Below are 12,412 nucleotides of genomic sequence, written 5' to 3'. Positions count from 1 at the left end.
GCTGCCGACTGTCGTCAGCCGCAGGCCTTCTTCAGGGCCTCGCCGAGGGCATCCGCCTCGTCCGGCGTGAGCTCCACAACGAGACGCCCGCCGCCTTCGAGCGGAACTCGCATGATGATGCCCCGCCCCTCTTTGGTGACCTCGAGCGGGCCGTCACCCGTCCGCGGCTTCATGGCCGCCATGCTCGTTCCCCTTCCTGCAACCGCAAAGCTACGTACCGGCAGTCCGTCCACCGCCGGTATCGAACGCATTGATCGGAAGCCATTATCCCGCATGCGGTGGCCCGATGACCAACGTCACTCTCTCGGTCACCGTACGGAACGCCCCGGCGGGTGGCCTCCGGGGAGCCTCATACCCACCGGAAGCCCCACTCGCACCGGGCTTCTCGCCCCGCCCCACCCGGCCCGCGGGCACCCCGCGGAAGGTGCCGCACCTCACACTCCCCAGCACGCTCCGTACTCGGGCATGCTGAGGCTGACCTGCCCGCACCCACCCTCCGGGAGCCCTCGCCGATGTCCGACTCCGTGCTGTACGAGCTCGACGGCGGCCTCGCCGTCATCACCATCAACCGGCCCGAGGCGATGAACGCGCTCGACACCGCGACCAAGGTCGCGCTGCGGGACGCCGTGATCGCGGCGGCCGGGGACCCGGCCGTCCGGGCCGTGCTGCTCGCCTCCGCCGGGGAGAAGGCGTTCTGCGTCGGGCAGGACCTCAAGGAGCACCTGGGCAACCTGGAGCGGGCCGCGCAGACCGGTGAGGGCGCGCTGCGGACGGTGGCCGAGCACTACAACCCGCTGGTGCGGGCACTGGCCGGCATGCGCAAGCCCACCGTGGCGGCCGTCGGCGGCGTCGCGGCGGGCGCCGGGGCCTCGCTGGCCTTCGCCTGCGACTTCCGGATCGTGGCCGACACGGCCGGCTTCAACACCGCCTTCGCGGGCATCGCCCTGACCGCCGACTCCGGCGCCTCCTGGACCCTCCCCCGCCTGGTCGGCCACGCCAAGGCCACCGAACTCCTGATGCTCCCCCGCACCGTCAAGGCCCCCGAGGCACTCACCCTCGGCCTCGCCACCCGGGTCGTCCCGGCCGCCGAACTCACCGCCACCGCCCGCGAGTTCGCCCTGGAGCTGGCCGCCGGCCCGACCGTCGCCTACGGCGCGATCAAGGAGTCCCTCTCCTACGCCGCCTCCCACTCACTGAGCGAACTCCTCGACAAGGAGGACGAGCTCCAGACCCTGGCCGGCGACAGCGAGGACCACCGGATCGCCGTCCAGGCCTTCATCGCCAAGGAGAAGCCCGAGTACCTGGGCCGCTGACGCACCGCCGGGCCTGGCGAGGCCCTAGGGTCGTGATCATGACTGATCACGACCCGGTGCTCGGCGCCGGCACGCACGTGCGGATCGCCCGGCCCTCGCGGGACCTCGCGGCGGCCGAGCGGTTCTACGTGGGCGGGCTGGGCCTCGCCGTGCTGTGGCGGACGGCCGAGCGGGTGTCCGGGGAGCACGATCTGGTGATGGTCGGGGTGCCGGGCGGGGCCTGGCACTTCGAGCTGACGCACGACCCGGAGCGCCCGCTGGCGCCCACGCCGACGGTGGACGACCTGTTCGTGGTCTACCTCGGGCGGCCGGTGGACGAGGCGCTGGTGGCGCGCCTCGTCGCGGCCGGCGGCACCCGGGTCGCGGCGCACAACCCGTACTGGGACGCGTACGGGGTCACGGTGGCCGATCCGGACGGGTACCGGCTGGTGCTCTGCGAGAGGGCCTGGCAGGGCTAGCGCGGGCCTGCCAGGCCCGGCCGGCGCGGCAGGGCCGAGGAGGCCGTCAGCGGGCCACGCAGTCGGCCAGGTGGTCGTTGACCAGGCCGCAGGCCTGCATCAGGGCGTAGGCCGTGGTGGGGCCGACGAAGCGGAAGCCGTGCTGCTTGAGGGCCTTGGCCAGGGCGGTGGACTCGGCAGTGACCGCCGGGACCTCGCCGAGGGTGCGGGGGGCCGGGCCGGCCGGGTCGGGGGCGTGGCGCCAGATCAGGGCGTCGAGCTCGCCGGGGGCCAGGGCCTGGGCGGCCCGGGCGTTGGCGATGGTGGCCGTGATCTTGGCGCGGTTGCGGATGATCCCGGTGTCCTGGAGCAGCCGCTCCTCGTCGGCCGGGCCGAAGGCGGCCACGGTCGGGATGTCGAAGCCCGCGAAGGCCGCCCGGAAGCCCTCCCGGCGGCGCAGGATGGTGATCCAGGAGAGGCCGGACTGGAAGGCCTCCAGCGAGATCCGTTCGAACAGCTCCCGGTCGCCGTGGACCGGCCGGCCCCACTCGGTGTCGTGGTACTCGCGGTAGTCCTCCGCGGAGTTGCCCCAGCCGCAGCGGAGCACCCCGTCCGTCCCCAGGTCCGACCCGCTCATGCCTGCGGCTCCGTCCGGCCGGCCTGCGGCTCGCTGCGGTCGGCCGGGGCGCCCGGCAGCGGGGCCTTCTCGACGCTGACCACCCGGGCGAAGTCCTCCAGGCCGGGCAGCGGCTGCGAACCGGCGGCACCGGCCGGGCCGCCGGCCTCGACCGCGCCCCGGACGGCCACCGCCGCCTCCAGCTCGGCGATCCGCTCGTCGCGGCGGGCCAGCTCGACGCCGAGCCGGTCGAGCACGTCGTCCACCTCGTCCATCCGGTAGCCGCGCAGCGCCATCGGCAGCCGCAGCTCGTCCACGTCGGTGCGGCCCAGCGCGCGGTCCTGCGGGAGCCGGGCGGCGATCCGGTCGTGCTCCGCCTCCGGCAGCACGCCCCCGCCGCCGAGGGCCACCAGTGCGGTGCCCCCGACCACCACCGCCATCGCCGCCACGATCACCCAGAACACGTGCTGTCCTTCCGCTGGCTGCCTCCCCGGCCCGGCGCCGACCGCCCGGGCCGGATGATGCGAGCATGGTCCCTGCATACGGCCGGGGCCCATCATTGCACCCGGTGGAGCTGTGGAGGAGTAGACCGGTGGCACTGCGCCTGGGCCCGCTGGAGTTCGGTGACGACGAGCTGGTGATCATGGCCATCGTCAACCGCACCCCCGACTCGTTCTTCGACCAGGGGGCGACCTTCGCGGACGAGGCGGCCTTCGCCGCGGCCGACCGGGCGGTGGCGGAGGGGGCCGCGATCCTGGACATCGGCGGGGTCAAGGCCGGGCCGGGCGAGGAGGTCACCACCGAGGAGGAGCTGCGCCGCACGGTGCCCTTCGTGGCCGAGCTCCGCAAGCGCCACCCGGGCGTGGTGATCAGCGTGGACACCTGGCGGCACGAGGTCGGCGAGGCCGTCTGCGAGGCTGGCGCCGACCTGCTGAACGACGCCTGGGGCGGGGTGGACCCGAAGCTGGCCGAGGTGGCCGCCCGGTACGACGTGGGGCTGGTCTGCACCCACGCGGGCGGGGCCGAGCCCCGGACCAGGCCGCACCGGGTGAGCTACCCGGACGTGATGGCCGACATCCTGGAGGTGACCGTCGGGCTGGCTGAGCGGGCCGCCGCGCTCGGGGTGCGCCGGGACGCGCTGATCATCGACCCGGGCCACGACTTCGGCAAGAACACCCGGCACTCGCTGGAGGCCACCCGGCGGCTGCCGGAGATGACCGCCACCGGCTTCCCGGTGCTGGTCTCGCTCTCCAACAAGGACTTCGTCGGCGAGACCCTCGACCGGCCGGTGAACGAGCGGCTGCTGGGCACCCTGGCCACCACGGCCGTCTCGGCCTGGCTCGGCGCGCAGGTCTACCGGGTGCACCAGGTGGCCGAGACCCGGCAGGTGCTCGACATGGTGGCCTCGATCCGGGGCACCCGGCCCCCGGCGGTGGCCCGCCGGGGGCTGGCCTGACCGGTCCCGGCCGGGCCGGGGGCGGCAGCGGTCACACCCCGGCGGCCGGGCGGCGGCTCTCCTCGAGGATCCGGAGCACCTCGTCCACCTCGTCGGTGACGTGGAACAGGTCGAGGTCCGCCGGGGAGGCCTTGCCCTGGGCGACCAGGGTGTTCTTGATCCAGTCGACCAGCCCGCCCCAGTACGCGGTGCCGAAGAGGATCACCGGGAAGCGGGTGACCTTCTTCGTCTGCACCAGGGTGAGCGCCTCGAACAGCTCGTCCAGGGTGCCCAGGCCGCCGGGCAGCACCACGAAGCCCTGCGAGTACTTCACGAACATCGTCTTGCGGACGAAGAAGTACCGGAAGTTGAGCCCGAGGTCGACGAACTCGTTCAGCCCCTGCTCGAAGGGCAGCTCGATGCCGAGGCCGACCGAGAGGCCGCCGGCGTCCGAGGCACCCCGGTTGGCCGCCTCCATCGCGCCGGGGCCGCCCCCGGTGATCACCGCGTACCCGGCCTGGGCCAGCGCCCGGCCGATGGCCACCCCGGCCGCGTACTCGGTGGAGTCCACCGGCGTCCGGGCCGAGCCGAACACGCTGATGGCGGTGGGGAGTTCGGCGAGGGCGCCGAAGCCCTCGACGAACTCCGAGGTGATCCGCCAGACCCGCCACGGGTCGGTGTGCAGCCAGTCGGTCGGGCCCGTGGTGTCCAGCAGCCGCTGGTCGGTGGTGCTGGTGCCGACCTGGTCGCGGCGGAGCAGCACGGGCCCCTTCTGCTTCTCCGGCCAGGCCCGCTTGCGCTCGCCCGACTCCGGGAAGCCCTCGACCGGGAGCCCCCCGGCCGGGAAGCCCTCGACCGGGAATCCTTCGGCCCCCTCGGCCTGGTAGCCCTGCCGGGCACGGTCGTTGCGCTTTTCGTCTCCAGTGCCTGTCATGACGGAACCCTACGCCTGGGACCGGCCTATTCCCGGCAATATCGCGGCGAACGCGAGGCGGCCGGTTCGGGAACGGCTCAGCTGCTGAGCCAGGCCCGCAGCCGCTCCTCCACCTCGGCGATCGCGCTCAGCGAGCAGTGCTCCTCGCGCTTGTGCGCCAGGTTCGGGTCGCCCGGGCCGTAGTTGACGGCCGGCACCCCGAGGGCGGAGAACCGGGCCACGTCCGTCCAGCCGAACTTGGCCCGGGCCTGGCCGCCGGTGGCGGCCAGGAAGGCCTGGGCGGCCGGCTGGCCGAGGCCCGGCAGGGCGCCCGGGGCGGAGTCGGTGACGACCAGCTTGAAGCCCTCGAAGACCTCGCACAGGTGCGCCTCGGCGTCGGCCACGCTGCGGTCCGGCGCGAAGCGGAAGTTCACCGTCACCACGCACTCGTCCGGGATGACGTTGCCGGCCACCCCGCCGTCGATCCGCACCGCGTTGAGGCCCTCGCGGTACTCCAGCCCGTCGATCTCCACCACCCGCGGCCGGTACGCCGCGAGCCGGCCGAGCACCTCGGCGGCGTGGTGGATCGCGTTGTCGCCCAGCCAGCTGCGGGCCGCGTGGGCGCGGGTGCCAGTGAGGGTGATCTGGGCCCGCATGGTGCCCTGGCAACCGCCCTCGACCACGGCGCCGCTCGGCTCCATCAGGATCGCGAAGTCGGCGGCCAGCCAGCTCGGGTGGGCGGCCGCGAGGTGGCCGAGGCCGTTGCGGCTGGCCTCGATCTCCTCGCAGTCGTAGAACACGTAGGTGATGTCGTGGTTCGGCTCGGTCAGGTCGGCCGCGAGCCGCAGCGCCACCGCCACGCCGGACTTCATGTCCGAGGTGCCGCAGCCGTAGAGCAGGTCGCCCTCGACCCGGCTGGGCAGGTTGTCGGCGATCGGCACGGTGTCCAGGTGGCCCGCGATGAGCACCCGCTCGGCCCGGCCCAGCTCGGTGCGGGCCACCACGTTGTTGCCGTGGCGGTCCACCCGCAGGTGCGGGTAGGCCCGCAGCGCGGTCTCCACCGCGTCCGCGAGGGCCTGCTCGTCACCGCTGACGGAGGGGAAGTCGACGAGCCGCGCGGTCAGCGCGCCGCCGTCGATGGTCAGGTCAAGGGGCGTGTCGAGGCTGCTCATGGTGGCCCAGCCTATCGGTGCACCCCGGTGCCGCCCGCGTGGGTCTTGCCACGTCGGACGGCCGCAACCGTGGTCACCGCACAACCGTCCGAGTAGGTACGGTGTCCGGGCGAACGTCGGGGTGCGGCAGGAGAGGGAGTGCGGTGAGCGAACCGGTGGAGGACGCGAGGGGCCGGCGGCGGCCGCTGCGCAAGGTGCTGATCGGCCTGGTCGTGCTCGGCCTGGCGGCCGGCGGCACGGTGTACTGGCTGAACCGCGACACCTTCACCACCCCGCCCGAGGGCTGCAAGGTCACCACCGCCGCCGGCCAGGGCACCCTCGACCTCGCCCAGGCCTCCAACGCCGCCACCATCACCGCCGTCACCCTCTCCCGCGGCCTGCCCGAGCGGGCCGCCACCATCGCGCTGGCCACCGCCATGCAGGAGTCCAAGCTGCGCAACCTGGCCGGCGGCGACCGCGACTCGGTCGGCCTCTTCCAGCAGCGCCCCTCGCAGGGCTGGGGCACCGCCCAGCAGATCGCGGACCCGGTCTACGCGACCAACAAGTTCCTGGACAGCCTGGTGAAGGTGCCCGGCTATGCCCGGCTGCCGCTCACCGACGCGGCGCAGGCCGTGCAGAAGAGCGGCTACCCGCAGGCGTACGCCAAGCACGAGACCAACGCGACCCTGCTCGCCTCGGTCTTCAGCGGCCGCGAGGGCGGCGCCCTGGACTGCGTGGTGCACGAGTTCTACACCCCGCCGCCGGCCGCCCCCGGCGACACCGCCGCCGCCACCCCGGCCACCTCCCCCGACCTGACGGCCCGGGTGCAGCGGGAGTTCGGCCGCTCGGTGGCGGTCGCGCCGGCCGCCAAGGGCGAGCACGACCCGCGCCGGGTGCTGGCCCTCACCGCCCAGCCGGCCACCGGCAGCGACGGCGGGGCGGACGCCAAGCGGCAGAGCGGCTGGGCCGTCGCCCAGTGGGCCGTCGCGCACGCCCAGGAGCTGGGCGTCGGCGTGGTCGCGTACGACGGCAAGGCCTGGCGCTTCGACAAACCCGGGGACGGCTGGCGGCCCGGCCCGGCGGCCGGGAGCGACCAGGTGCGGGTCACGCTGGGCGCGCCGACCGCTTCCTGACGCTCCGTCCGCATGGTGACCCGCCGGTGGCATAGTCCGGGTTGACGGACTGGTGAGCGAGTTACCGCCCGGCGGGTGATTCCTGTCAACGCAGGTGGACAGCCGGGGTGCCGCCGGGGCGGGCGTCCATGATCCGGTACGGGTGACGGGCCGCCCCTGACACCCCTTGGGAAGTGACGTTTCGGCAGGGCTCCGCCGAGCGGGGGAAATGTCCGCGATGCCGGAAAAAAGATCGTCTGATCTTTAGGCGCACTTTACCTTTCGCGCCCGAAACCTTCTGCGCGCTCCAGCGGTAAACAGGTGGTCCGCCCGTGCGGACGACCCCCGTGCATGCCCGGACGGGGCAACCTCACCCTTATAGGAGCACCATGTCCCTCCCCCTCTCGCGCCGGATCGCCCAGGCGGCGCTGCTCGTCGCGGCCGGAGCCTCTCCGCTGCTCGCGGCCGGCTCCGCCTCCGCCATGGACCTGGTGCCTCAGGGTGATCTGGCGTCCGGCATCACCCAGGCCGATGCGCCGGACCCGGCGGCCACGGTGCAGGGCACGGCGCACGAGCTCGGCCAGTCGACCGGTGCCACCGCCGCGTCCACCGTCGCCACGGGCGTGCCGGCCACCGCCGACGCCACCGGGCACACCGTGGCCGCCGCACTGCCCAGCGTCGACAAGACGCTGGGCGGGGTCACCGCGCCCGCCGCGAAGACCGCCGCGACCACCGGCATGCTGGCCAACATCGCGACCACCGTCGCCCCCCGGGTGGTCGACCGGGCCGGCCCGGCCCTCACCTCCAAGCTGGCCCCGGTCGCCGGGCAGCAGCGCTCGGCCACCACCAACAACCCGCTGGGCGGCCTGACCGGCGCCCTCCCCACGGCCGGCCTGACCCAGAGCCTGCCCACCGGCCCCCTCGCCAGCGGCCTCCCCACCAAGTCGCTCCCCGGCGGTGACGCCCTCGGCTCCCTGACCGGCGCCCACTCCGACGAGCACCGCCTCGGCGGCCTCCCGGCCCTCGGCGGCGGCAGCCCGCTCGACTCGGTCACCCACCTGCTGGGCGGCGTCGGCGCGGCCGGCCTCCCCCACCTGCCCGGCGTCGGCGGCTGACGGTTGTTGTTTGGGGGCGCGGGGAACTGCGCGACTGCGGGAGGAATCCGGCCCGCAGCAGCGCAGCTCGCGCCCCTGGCAGCAGAACGAGCAGATCAGGGGCGCGAGGGAGCTGCGCAGCCGTCACCATGCAGATGGTTGGCCGCGCAGTTCCCCGCGCCCCTGACTATGCCTGGCGCAGTCGCTCGACTGCGGCGGCGATCCGTTCGTCCGTCGCCGTGAACGCCACGCGGACGTGCTGGGCTCCGGCCGGGCCGTAGAAGTCGCCCGGGGCGACCAGGATGCCGAGGTCGGCCAGGTGGGCGACGGTGTCCCAGCAGGGGCGGCCCTGAGTGGCCCAGAGGTAGAGGCTGGCTTCGGAGTGCTCGATCCGGAAGCCGTGGGCTTCCAGGGCGGACCGCAGCGCCGCCCGGCGCCGGGCATAGCGCGAGCGCTGCTCAGCCACGTGGGCGTCGTCGCCGAGGGCGGCGATGGTGGCGGCCTGGACCGGGGCGGGGACGATCATGCCGCCGTGCTTGCGGATCTCCAGGAGCTCGCGGACGACGATCGCGTCGCCGGCCACGAAGGAGGCGCGGTAACCCGCCAGGTTGGAGCGCTTGGAGAGCGAGTGCACGACCAGCAGGCCCTCGTGGGAGCCGCCGCAGACCGAGGGGTGCAGCACGGAGACCGGGTCGGCCTCCCAGCCCAGTTCGAGGTAGCACTCGTCGCTGACCAGCAGGACGCGGTGCTCCCGGGCCCACTCGACCGCCCGCCGCAGCTCGGCGGGCGTGAGCACGCGGCCGGTCGGGTTGGAGGGGGAGTTGAGCCAGAGCAGCCGGACCCGGGACGGGTCCAGGTCGGCGACGTCCTCGTACTCCACCGGTTCGGCGCCGCAGAGGCGGGCGCCGACCTCGTAGGTCGGGTAGGCGAGGCGCGGGTAGGCGACCTGGTCGCCGGGGCCGAGGCCGAGCTGGGTGGGGAGCCAGGCGACCAGCTCCTTGGAGCCGACGGTGGGCAGCACGGCCTCGGGGCCGATCTCGGCGCCCAGGCGGTGGTGCAGCCAGCCGGCGATGGCCCGGCGCAGTTCGAGCGGGCCCCAGACGGTCGGGTAGCCGGGGGTGTCGGTGCTGGCGGCCAGCGCCTTCTGGATCAGCTCCGGGACGGGGTCGACGGGGGTGCCGACCGAGAAGTCGCAGAGCCCGCCCGGGTGGGCGAGGGCGGTGGCCTTGTACGGCTCCAGCTTGTCCCAGGGGAAGACGGGCAGCAGGTCCGATACGCGGCGCGCCGCCCCCGGGTGGCCCGGGAGCGGCGCGTGCTGAGCTTCGTTGGTGCTCACGGCTGAGGGTCCGCCGTCACTCGCCCTGCGGCGGGAGCGCCGCGACGACCGGGTGGTCCTTCTCGATCACGCCGAGCTTGGAGGCGCCACCGGGCGAACCGAGGTCGTCGAAGAACTCGACGTTCGCCTTGTAGAAGTCCTTCCACTCCTCCGGGGTGTCGTCCTCGTAGAAGATGGCCTCGACCGGGCAGACCGGCTCACACGCGCCGCAGTCGACACACTCATCCGGGTGGATGTAGAGGGAGCGCTGCCCCTCGTAGATGCAGTCGACCGGGCACTCTTCGATGCAGGCCTTGTCCTTGACGTCGACACAAGGCTGCGCGATGACGTAGGTCACGCTGTCGTTCCTCCTCGGAAGGGCTGGTGCCCAAACTGTTTGATGCGTGCGCGGGTGCGCGCGGCGTCGTCGATGCCCGCCCCTAGTATCGCGGGTCAGAGACCGCGAATGCACAGGAGGTGCCCCAGATGATCGGCGAAGCCCCGGGTGGCAGCCGTCCGGAGATCCGGATAGACCGCTCTGACGTGGGACGACGGGTGTCCGTCCGACGCCTTTCGGAGGTCGTCGAGGGCCGCCCGGTGTACCGCGATGTGGTCGGGGTGCTCGTATCCTGGGACGACGCGTGTCAGGTCACCGTGGTCCCCCGTGCCGGTGAACCGGTCTCCTTCCCCGCTGAGCTGATGATCGCCGCCAAGACCGTACCTCTCTTCCCGGCCCGCCGGACAGCGCTTCCGGAAACCGAGCCGACGGCCCTTCAGGCACTCGCCTCGCGCGGCTGGGCCGCCGCTGACCAGCAGAGACTCGGTGACTGGCTGCTGCGGGCGAGCGGCGGCCACACCAAGCGCGCCAATTCCTGCCAGGCACTGGGCGATCCCGGGCTGCCGCTCGCGGAGGCGACCGCCGCGGTCGGCCGTTGGTACGCGGAGCGCGGGCTGCCCGCCCTGTTCGAGGTGAGCACCCCCGGCACCGATCCGGCGCTCGTCGCGGAGCTGGACGCGCTCGGCGAGCGCATCGCCCCGACCGAGGTGCGCACCGCCCCGCTGGCGCCGGTGATCCGCGCGGGCGCCGGGACCGAGCGGGTGCGGCTCCACCGGGCGCCGGACGAGGGCTGGTTCGAGCGGTACCACGGCGGGGCCGACCCGGCCACGGCCGAGGCCGCCCGGGCGCTGCTGCTCGGCGGGCCCTCGGTCTGGTTCGCCGCCGTGCCGGCCCCCGGCGGCGGCGCGCCGCTCGCGATCGGGCGCTGCGTGGTGGACGGGCCCTGGGTGCTGTTCAACGCCGTGGAGACCGCCCCCGAGGCCCGCCGCCAGGGCCTGGCGACCGCCGTGATGTCCGTACTGGCCGCCCGCGCCGCCGAGGAGGGCGCCACCGGCGCCTTCCTCCAGGTCGAGGCCGACAACACCGCCGCCCGCACGCTCTATGACAGGCTCGGCTTCACGACCAGTCACACTTACCACTACGCCCGTCTTCCCCAGCGGTAGCGGTAGTGCTGTAGTAGCGAACCACCGGACACCGACGAAGGCTGCCGTGACCGAGCAGAGCAGAGCGCGTTTCCGTACCGAGGCCAGGGCCGAGCACCCGGACGCGGTGCTGCTCTGCCTGCTGGCCGCGGCCGAGCACACCCTGGCCCCCGGCGCCGAGCCGCCGCCGACCCTGGAGGAGCTGCTGGCGGCCTGTCAGGCCGCCCTCGACCGGCACGCGGCGGCCGTCCGGCTGGCCGTGGCCGAGCGGGCCCCGGCCACCCCGGAGGAGACGGCCGCGCTGCTGGCCGCCGTGCTGGGCGGGCGGGAGCGGTTCCACGGCCGGCCGGCCGACTACCGGCGGCTGGAGTCCTCGCTGCTGCCGGAGGTGCTGCGGCGCCGGCGCGGGCTGCCGATCATGCTCTCGCTGGTCTGGACGGCGGTGGCCGCGCGGGCCGGGCTCACCGTGCACGGGGTGGCCCTGCCGGGCCACTTCATCGTCGCGGTGGGCGGCCCGGAGGCGGGCAACGAGTACGTCCTGGCCGACCCGTACCACGGCGGCCGGCTGCTCGACCTGGACGACGTGGCCGAGCTGGTGCTGCGCACCGGCCACCACTTCACGCCCGACATGCTCACCCCGGCCCAGCCGCTGGACCTCGTCCTGCGCGTCCTCGGCAACATCCGCAGCTGGGCCACCGACCGCCCCGAGCAGGCCCGCACCCAGCTCTGGGCCACCGAGCTCTCCCTGCTGCTCCCCCGCCACCCGGCCCAGCTCCGCCTGGAGCGCGCCGAACTCCTCGTCCGCACCGGCGACTTCCTGGCCGGCGCGGCCGAGATGGACGCCTACGCGGAGATCCTCGACGCCTTCGACCCGGACAGCGCCACCAAGGTCCGCCGCGAGGCGCGCGCCGCCAGGCACCGCCTCAACTAGGCACCACCGTTACAGCCAGCCCTTTTCGCGGGCGATCCGCACCGCCTCGGTGCGGTTGCGGGCGGCCGTCTTCTGGATGGCCATCGAGAGGTAGTTGCGGACGGTGCCCTCGGAGAGGTGGAGGAGGCGGGCGATGTCGGCGTTGACCGCGCCGTCGGCCGCCGCGGCGAGCACGTCGCGTTCGCGGGTGGTGAGCGGGTTGGCGCCCTCGGCGAGGGCGGCGGCGGCCAGGGTGGGGTCGATGACCCGCTCGCCGCGCAGCACCCGGCGGATGGCCTGGGCGAGTTCGGCGGCCGGGGCGTCCTTGACCAGGAAGCCGTCGGCGCCGGCCTCCATGGCGCGGCGCAGGTAGCCGGGGCGGCCGAAGGTGGTGGCGATGACCACCTTGGTGGCGGGGCTGCGGCGGCGCACCTCGGCGGCGGCGTCGATCCCGGTCATCCCGGGCATCTCGATGTCCAGCACCGCGACCTGCACGTCGTGCGCGAGCACCGCGTCCACCACCTCGTCCCCCCGGGAGACCTGCGCGACCACCGCGATGTCCCCCTCGAGCCCGAGCAGCGCGGCCAGCGCCTCCCGCACCATCCCCTGGTCCTCGGCGAGGAGGACCCGCACCATC

15 protein-coding genes are annotated in these 12,412 nt (G+C 74.2%); 7 read left to right on the top strand and 8 right to left on the bottom strand.

Features of this window, described 5'->3' with window-relative positions; translation table 11 throughout:
• Positions 1-14: 14 nt before the first annotated feature.
• Positions 15-182 (bottom strand): DUF3117 domain-containing protein, encoded by a 168-nt coding sequence (locus CFP65_RS24250; protein WP_014137929.1) that lies wholly within the window; start codon positions 180-182, stop codon positions 15-17.
• Positions 183-512: 330 nt separating this feature from the next.
• On the opposite strand from CFP65_RS24250, the gene CFP65_RS24245 reads away from it, so the two are divergent.
• Complete coding sequence (locus CFP65_RS24245) at positions 513-1,313, top strand: enoyl-CoA hydratase/isomerase family protein (protein WP_104818179.1); 801 nt, start codon at positions 513-515, stop codon at positions 1,311-1,313.
• 38 nt (positions 1,314-1,351) lie between these two features.
• Positions 1,352-1,771 (top strand): VOC family protein, encoded by a 420-nt coding sequence (locus CFP65_RS24240; protein WP_104818178.1) that lies wholly within the window; start codon positions 1,352-1,354, stop codon positions 1,769-1,771.
• A 46-nt stretch (positions 1,772-1,817) separates the two neighbouring features.
• Here CFP65_RS24240 and CFP65_RS24235 read toward each other — a convergent pair whose 3' ends face one another.
• Together CFP65_RS24235 and CFP65_RS24230 are read right to left on the bottom strand one after the other, a co-directional pair.
• Complete coding sequence (locus CFP65_RS24235) at positions 1,818-2,387, bottom strand: DNA-3-methyladenine glycosylase I (RefSeq protein WP_104818177.1); 570 nt, start codon at positions 2,385-2,387, stop codon at positions 1,818-1,820.
• A complete protein-coding gene (locus tag CFP65_RS24230; protein WP_168219623.1) occupies positions 2,384-2,830 on the bottom strand; it encodes a DivIVA domain-containing protein in 447 nt (148 codons plus the stop codon). Before CFP65_RS24230 ends, CFP65_RS24235 begins: the two co-directional genes overlap by 4 nt.
• Before the next feature lie 179 nt (positions 2,831-3,009).
• On the opposite strand from CFP65_RS24230, the gene folP reads away from it, so the two are divergent.
• Positions 3,010-3,822 carry a dihydropteroate synthase gene (folP, locus tag CFP65_RS24225; protein ID WP_104821081.1) on the top strand — a complete coding sequence of 271 codons (813 nt, stop codon included), beginning with the start codon at positions 3,010-3,012 and terminating at the stop codon, positions 3,820-3,822.
• Positions 3,823-3,853: 31 nt separating this feature from the next.
• On the opposite strand, the gene CFP65_RS24220 is transcribed toward folP, so the two are convergent.
• Both CFP65_RS24220 and dapE read right to left on the bottom strand, forming a co-directional pair.
• Positions 3,854-4,735 (bottom strand): TIGR00730 family Rossman fold protein, encoded by an 882-nt coding sequence (locus tag CFP65_RS24220; protein WP_104818176.1) that lies wholly within the window; start codon positions 4,733-4,735, stop codon positions 3,854-3,856.
• 77 nt (positions 4,736-4,812) lie between these two features.
• The gene (gene dapE, locus CFP65_RS24215) at positions 4,813-5,886 is read right to left on the bottom strand and encodes a succinyl-diaminopimelate desuccinylase (protein WP_104818175.1); all 1,074 of its coding nucleotides are present in this window, start codon (positions 5,884-5,886) and stop codon (positions 4,813-4,815) included.
• 143 nt (positions 5,887-6,029) lie between these two features.
• Between dapE and CFP65_RS24210 the strand changes: the two genes are divergently transcribed.
• Both CFP65_RS24210 and CFP65_RS42575 read left to right on the top strand, forming a co-directional pair.
• Positions 6,030-6,998 (top strand): hypothetical protein, encoded by a 969-nt coding sequence (locus tag CFP65_RS24210; RefSeq protein ID WP_104818174.1) that lies wholly within the window; start codon positions 6,030-6,032, stop codon positions 6,996-6,998.
• Between the two features lie 368 nt (positions 6,999-7,366).
• Positions 7,367-8,092, top strand: a complete 726-nt coding sequence (locus tag CFP65_RS42575; RefSeq protein ID WP_371682454.1) for a hypothetical protein — start codon at positions 7,367-7,369, stop codon at positions 8,090-8,092.
• Positions 8,093-8,258: 166 nt separating this feature from the next.
• On the opposite strand, the gene dapC is transcribed toward CFP65_RS42575, so the two are convergent.
• A complete protein-coding gene (gene dapC, locus CFP65_RS24200) occupies positions 8,259-9,407 on the bottom strand; it encodes a succinyldiaminopimelate transaminase (RefSeq protein ID WP_104818173.1) in 1,149 nt (382 codons plus the stop codon).
• Positions 9,408-9,423: 16 nt separating this feature from the next.
• Positions 9,424-9,744, bottom strand: a complete 321-nt coding sequence (gene fdxA, locus CFP65_RS24195; protein WP_104818172.1) for a ferredoxin — start codon at positions 9,742-9,744, stop codon at positions 9,424-9,426.
• A 197-nt stretch (positions 9,745-9,941) separates the two neighbouring features.
• Here fdxA and CFP65_RS24190 point away from each other — a divergent pair, with 197 nt between their 5' ends.
• Both CFP65_RS24190 and CFP65_RS24185 read left to right on the top strand, forming a co-directional pair.
• A complete protein-coding gene (locus tag CFP65_RS24190; protein WP_371682453.1) occupies positions 9,942-10,886 on the top strand; it encodes a GNAT family N-acetyltransferase in 945 nt (314 codons plus the stop codon).
• A 46-nt stretch (positions 10,887-10,932) separates the two neighbouring features.
• Complete coding sequence (locus tag CFP65_RS24185; RefSeq protein WP_254552540.1) at positions 10,933-11,796, top strand: transglutaminase-like domain-containing protein; 864 nt, start codon at positions 10,933-10,935, stop codon at positions 11,794-11,796.
• Positions 11,797-11,805: 9 nt separating this feature from the next.
• Here the strand turns inward: CFP65_RS24185 and CFP65_RS24180 are convergent, their stop codons facing one another.
• A complete protein-coding gene (locus CFP65_RS24180) occupies positions 11,806-12,411 on the bottom strand; it encodes a response regulator transcription factor (protein WP_174805653.1) in 606 nt (201 codons plus the stop codon).
• Between the last annotated feature and the right edge of the window lies 1 nt (position 12,412).

Origin of the sequence: Kitasatospora sp. MMS16-BH015, from assembly GCF_002943525.1 — a bacterium.
Lineage (GTDB): Bacteria > Actinomycetota > Actinomycetes > Streptomycetales > Streptomycetaceae > Kitasatospora.
This window is presented reverse-complemented; position numbering and strand designations above follow the sequence as displayed.

Coding starts and splice junctions, on each gene's coding strand:
- CFP65_RS24220 (WP_104818176.1), bottom strand. CDS start 4,735: ATGACAGGCACTGGAGACGAAAAGCGCAACGACCGTGCCCGGCAGGGC.
- CFP65_RS24240 (WP_104818178.1), top strand. CDS start 1,352: ATGACTGATCACGACCCGGTGCTCGGCGCCGGCACGCACGTGCGGATC.
- dapE (WP_104818175.1), bottom strand. CDS start 5,886: ATGAGCAGCCTCGACACGCCCCTTGACCTGACCATCGACGGCGGCGCG.
- CFP65_RS42575 (WP_371682454.1), top strand. CDS start 7,367: ATGTCCCTCCCCCTCTCGCGCCGGATCGCCCAGGCGGCGCTGCTCGTC.
- CFP65_RS24250 (WP_014137929.1), bottom strand. CDS start 182: ATGGCGGCCATGAAGCCGCGGACGGGTGACGGCCCGCTCGAGGTCACC.
- CFP65_RS24235 (WP_104818177.1), bottom strand. CDS start 2,387: ATGAGCGGGTCGGACCTGGGGACGGACGGGGTGCTCCGCTGCGGCTGG.
- CFP65_RS24245 (WP_104818179.1), top strand. CDS start 513: ATGTCCGACTCCGTGCTGTACGAGCTCGACGGCGGCCTCGCCGTCATC.
- CFP65_RS24180 (WP_174805653.1), bottom strand. CDS start 12,411: ATGGTGCGGGTCCTCCTCGCCGAGGACCAGGGGATGGTGCGGGAGGCG.
- folP (WP_104821081.1), top strand. CDS start 3,010: ATGGCCATCGTCAACCGCACCCCCGACTCGTTCTTCGACCAGGGGGCG.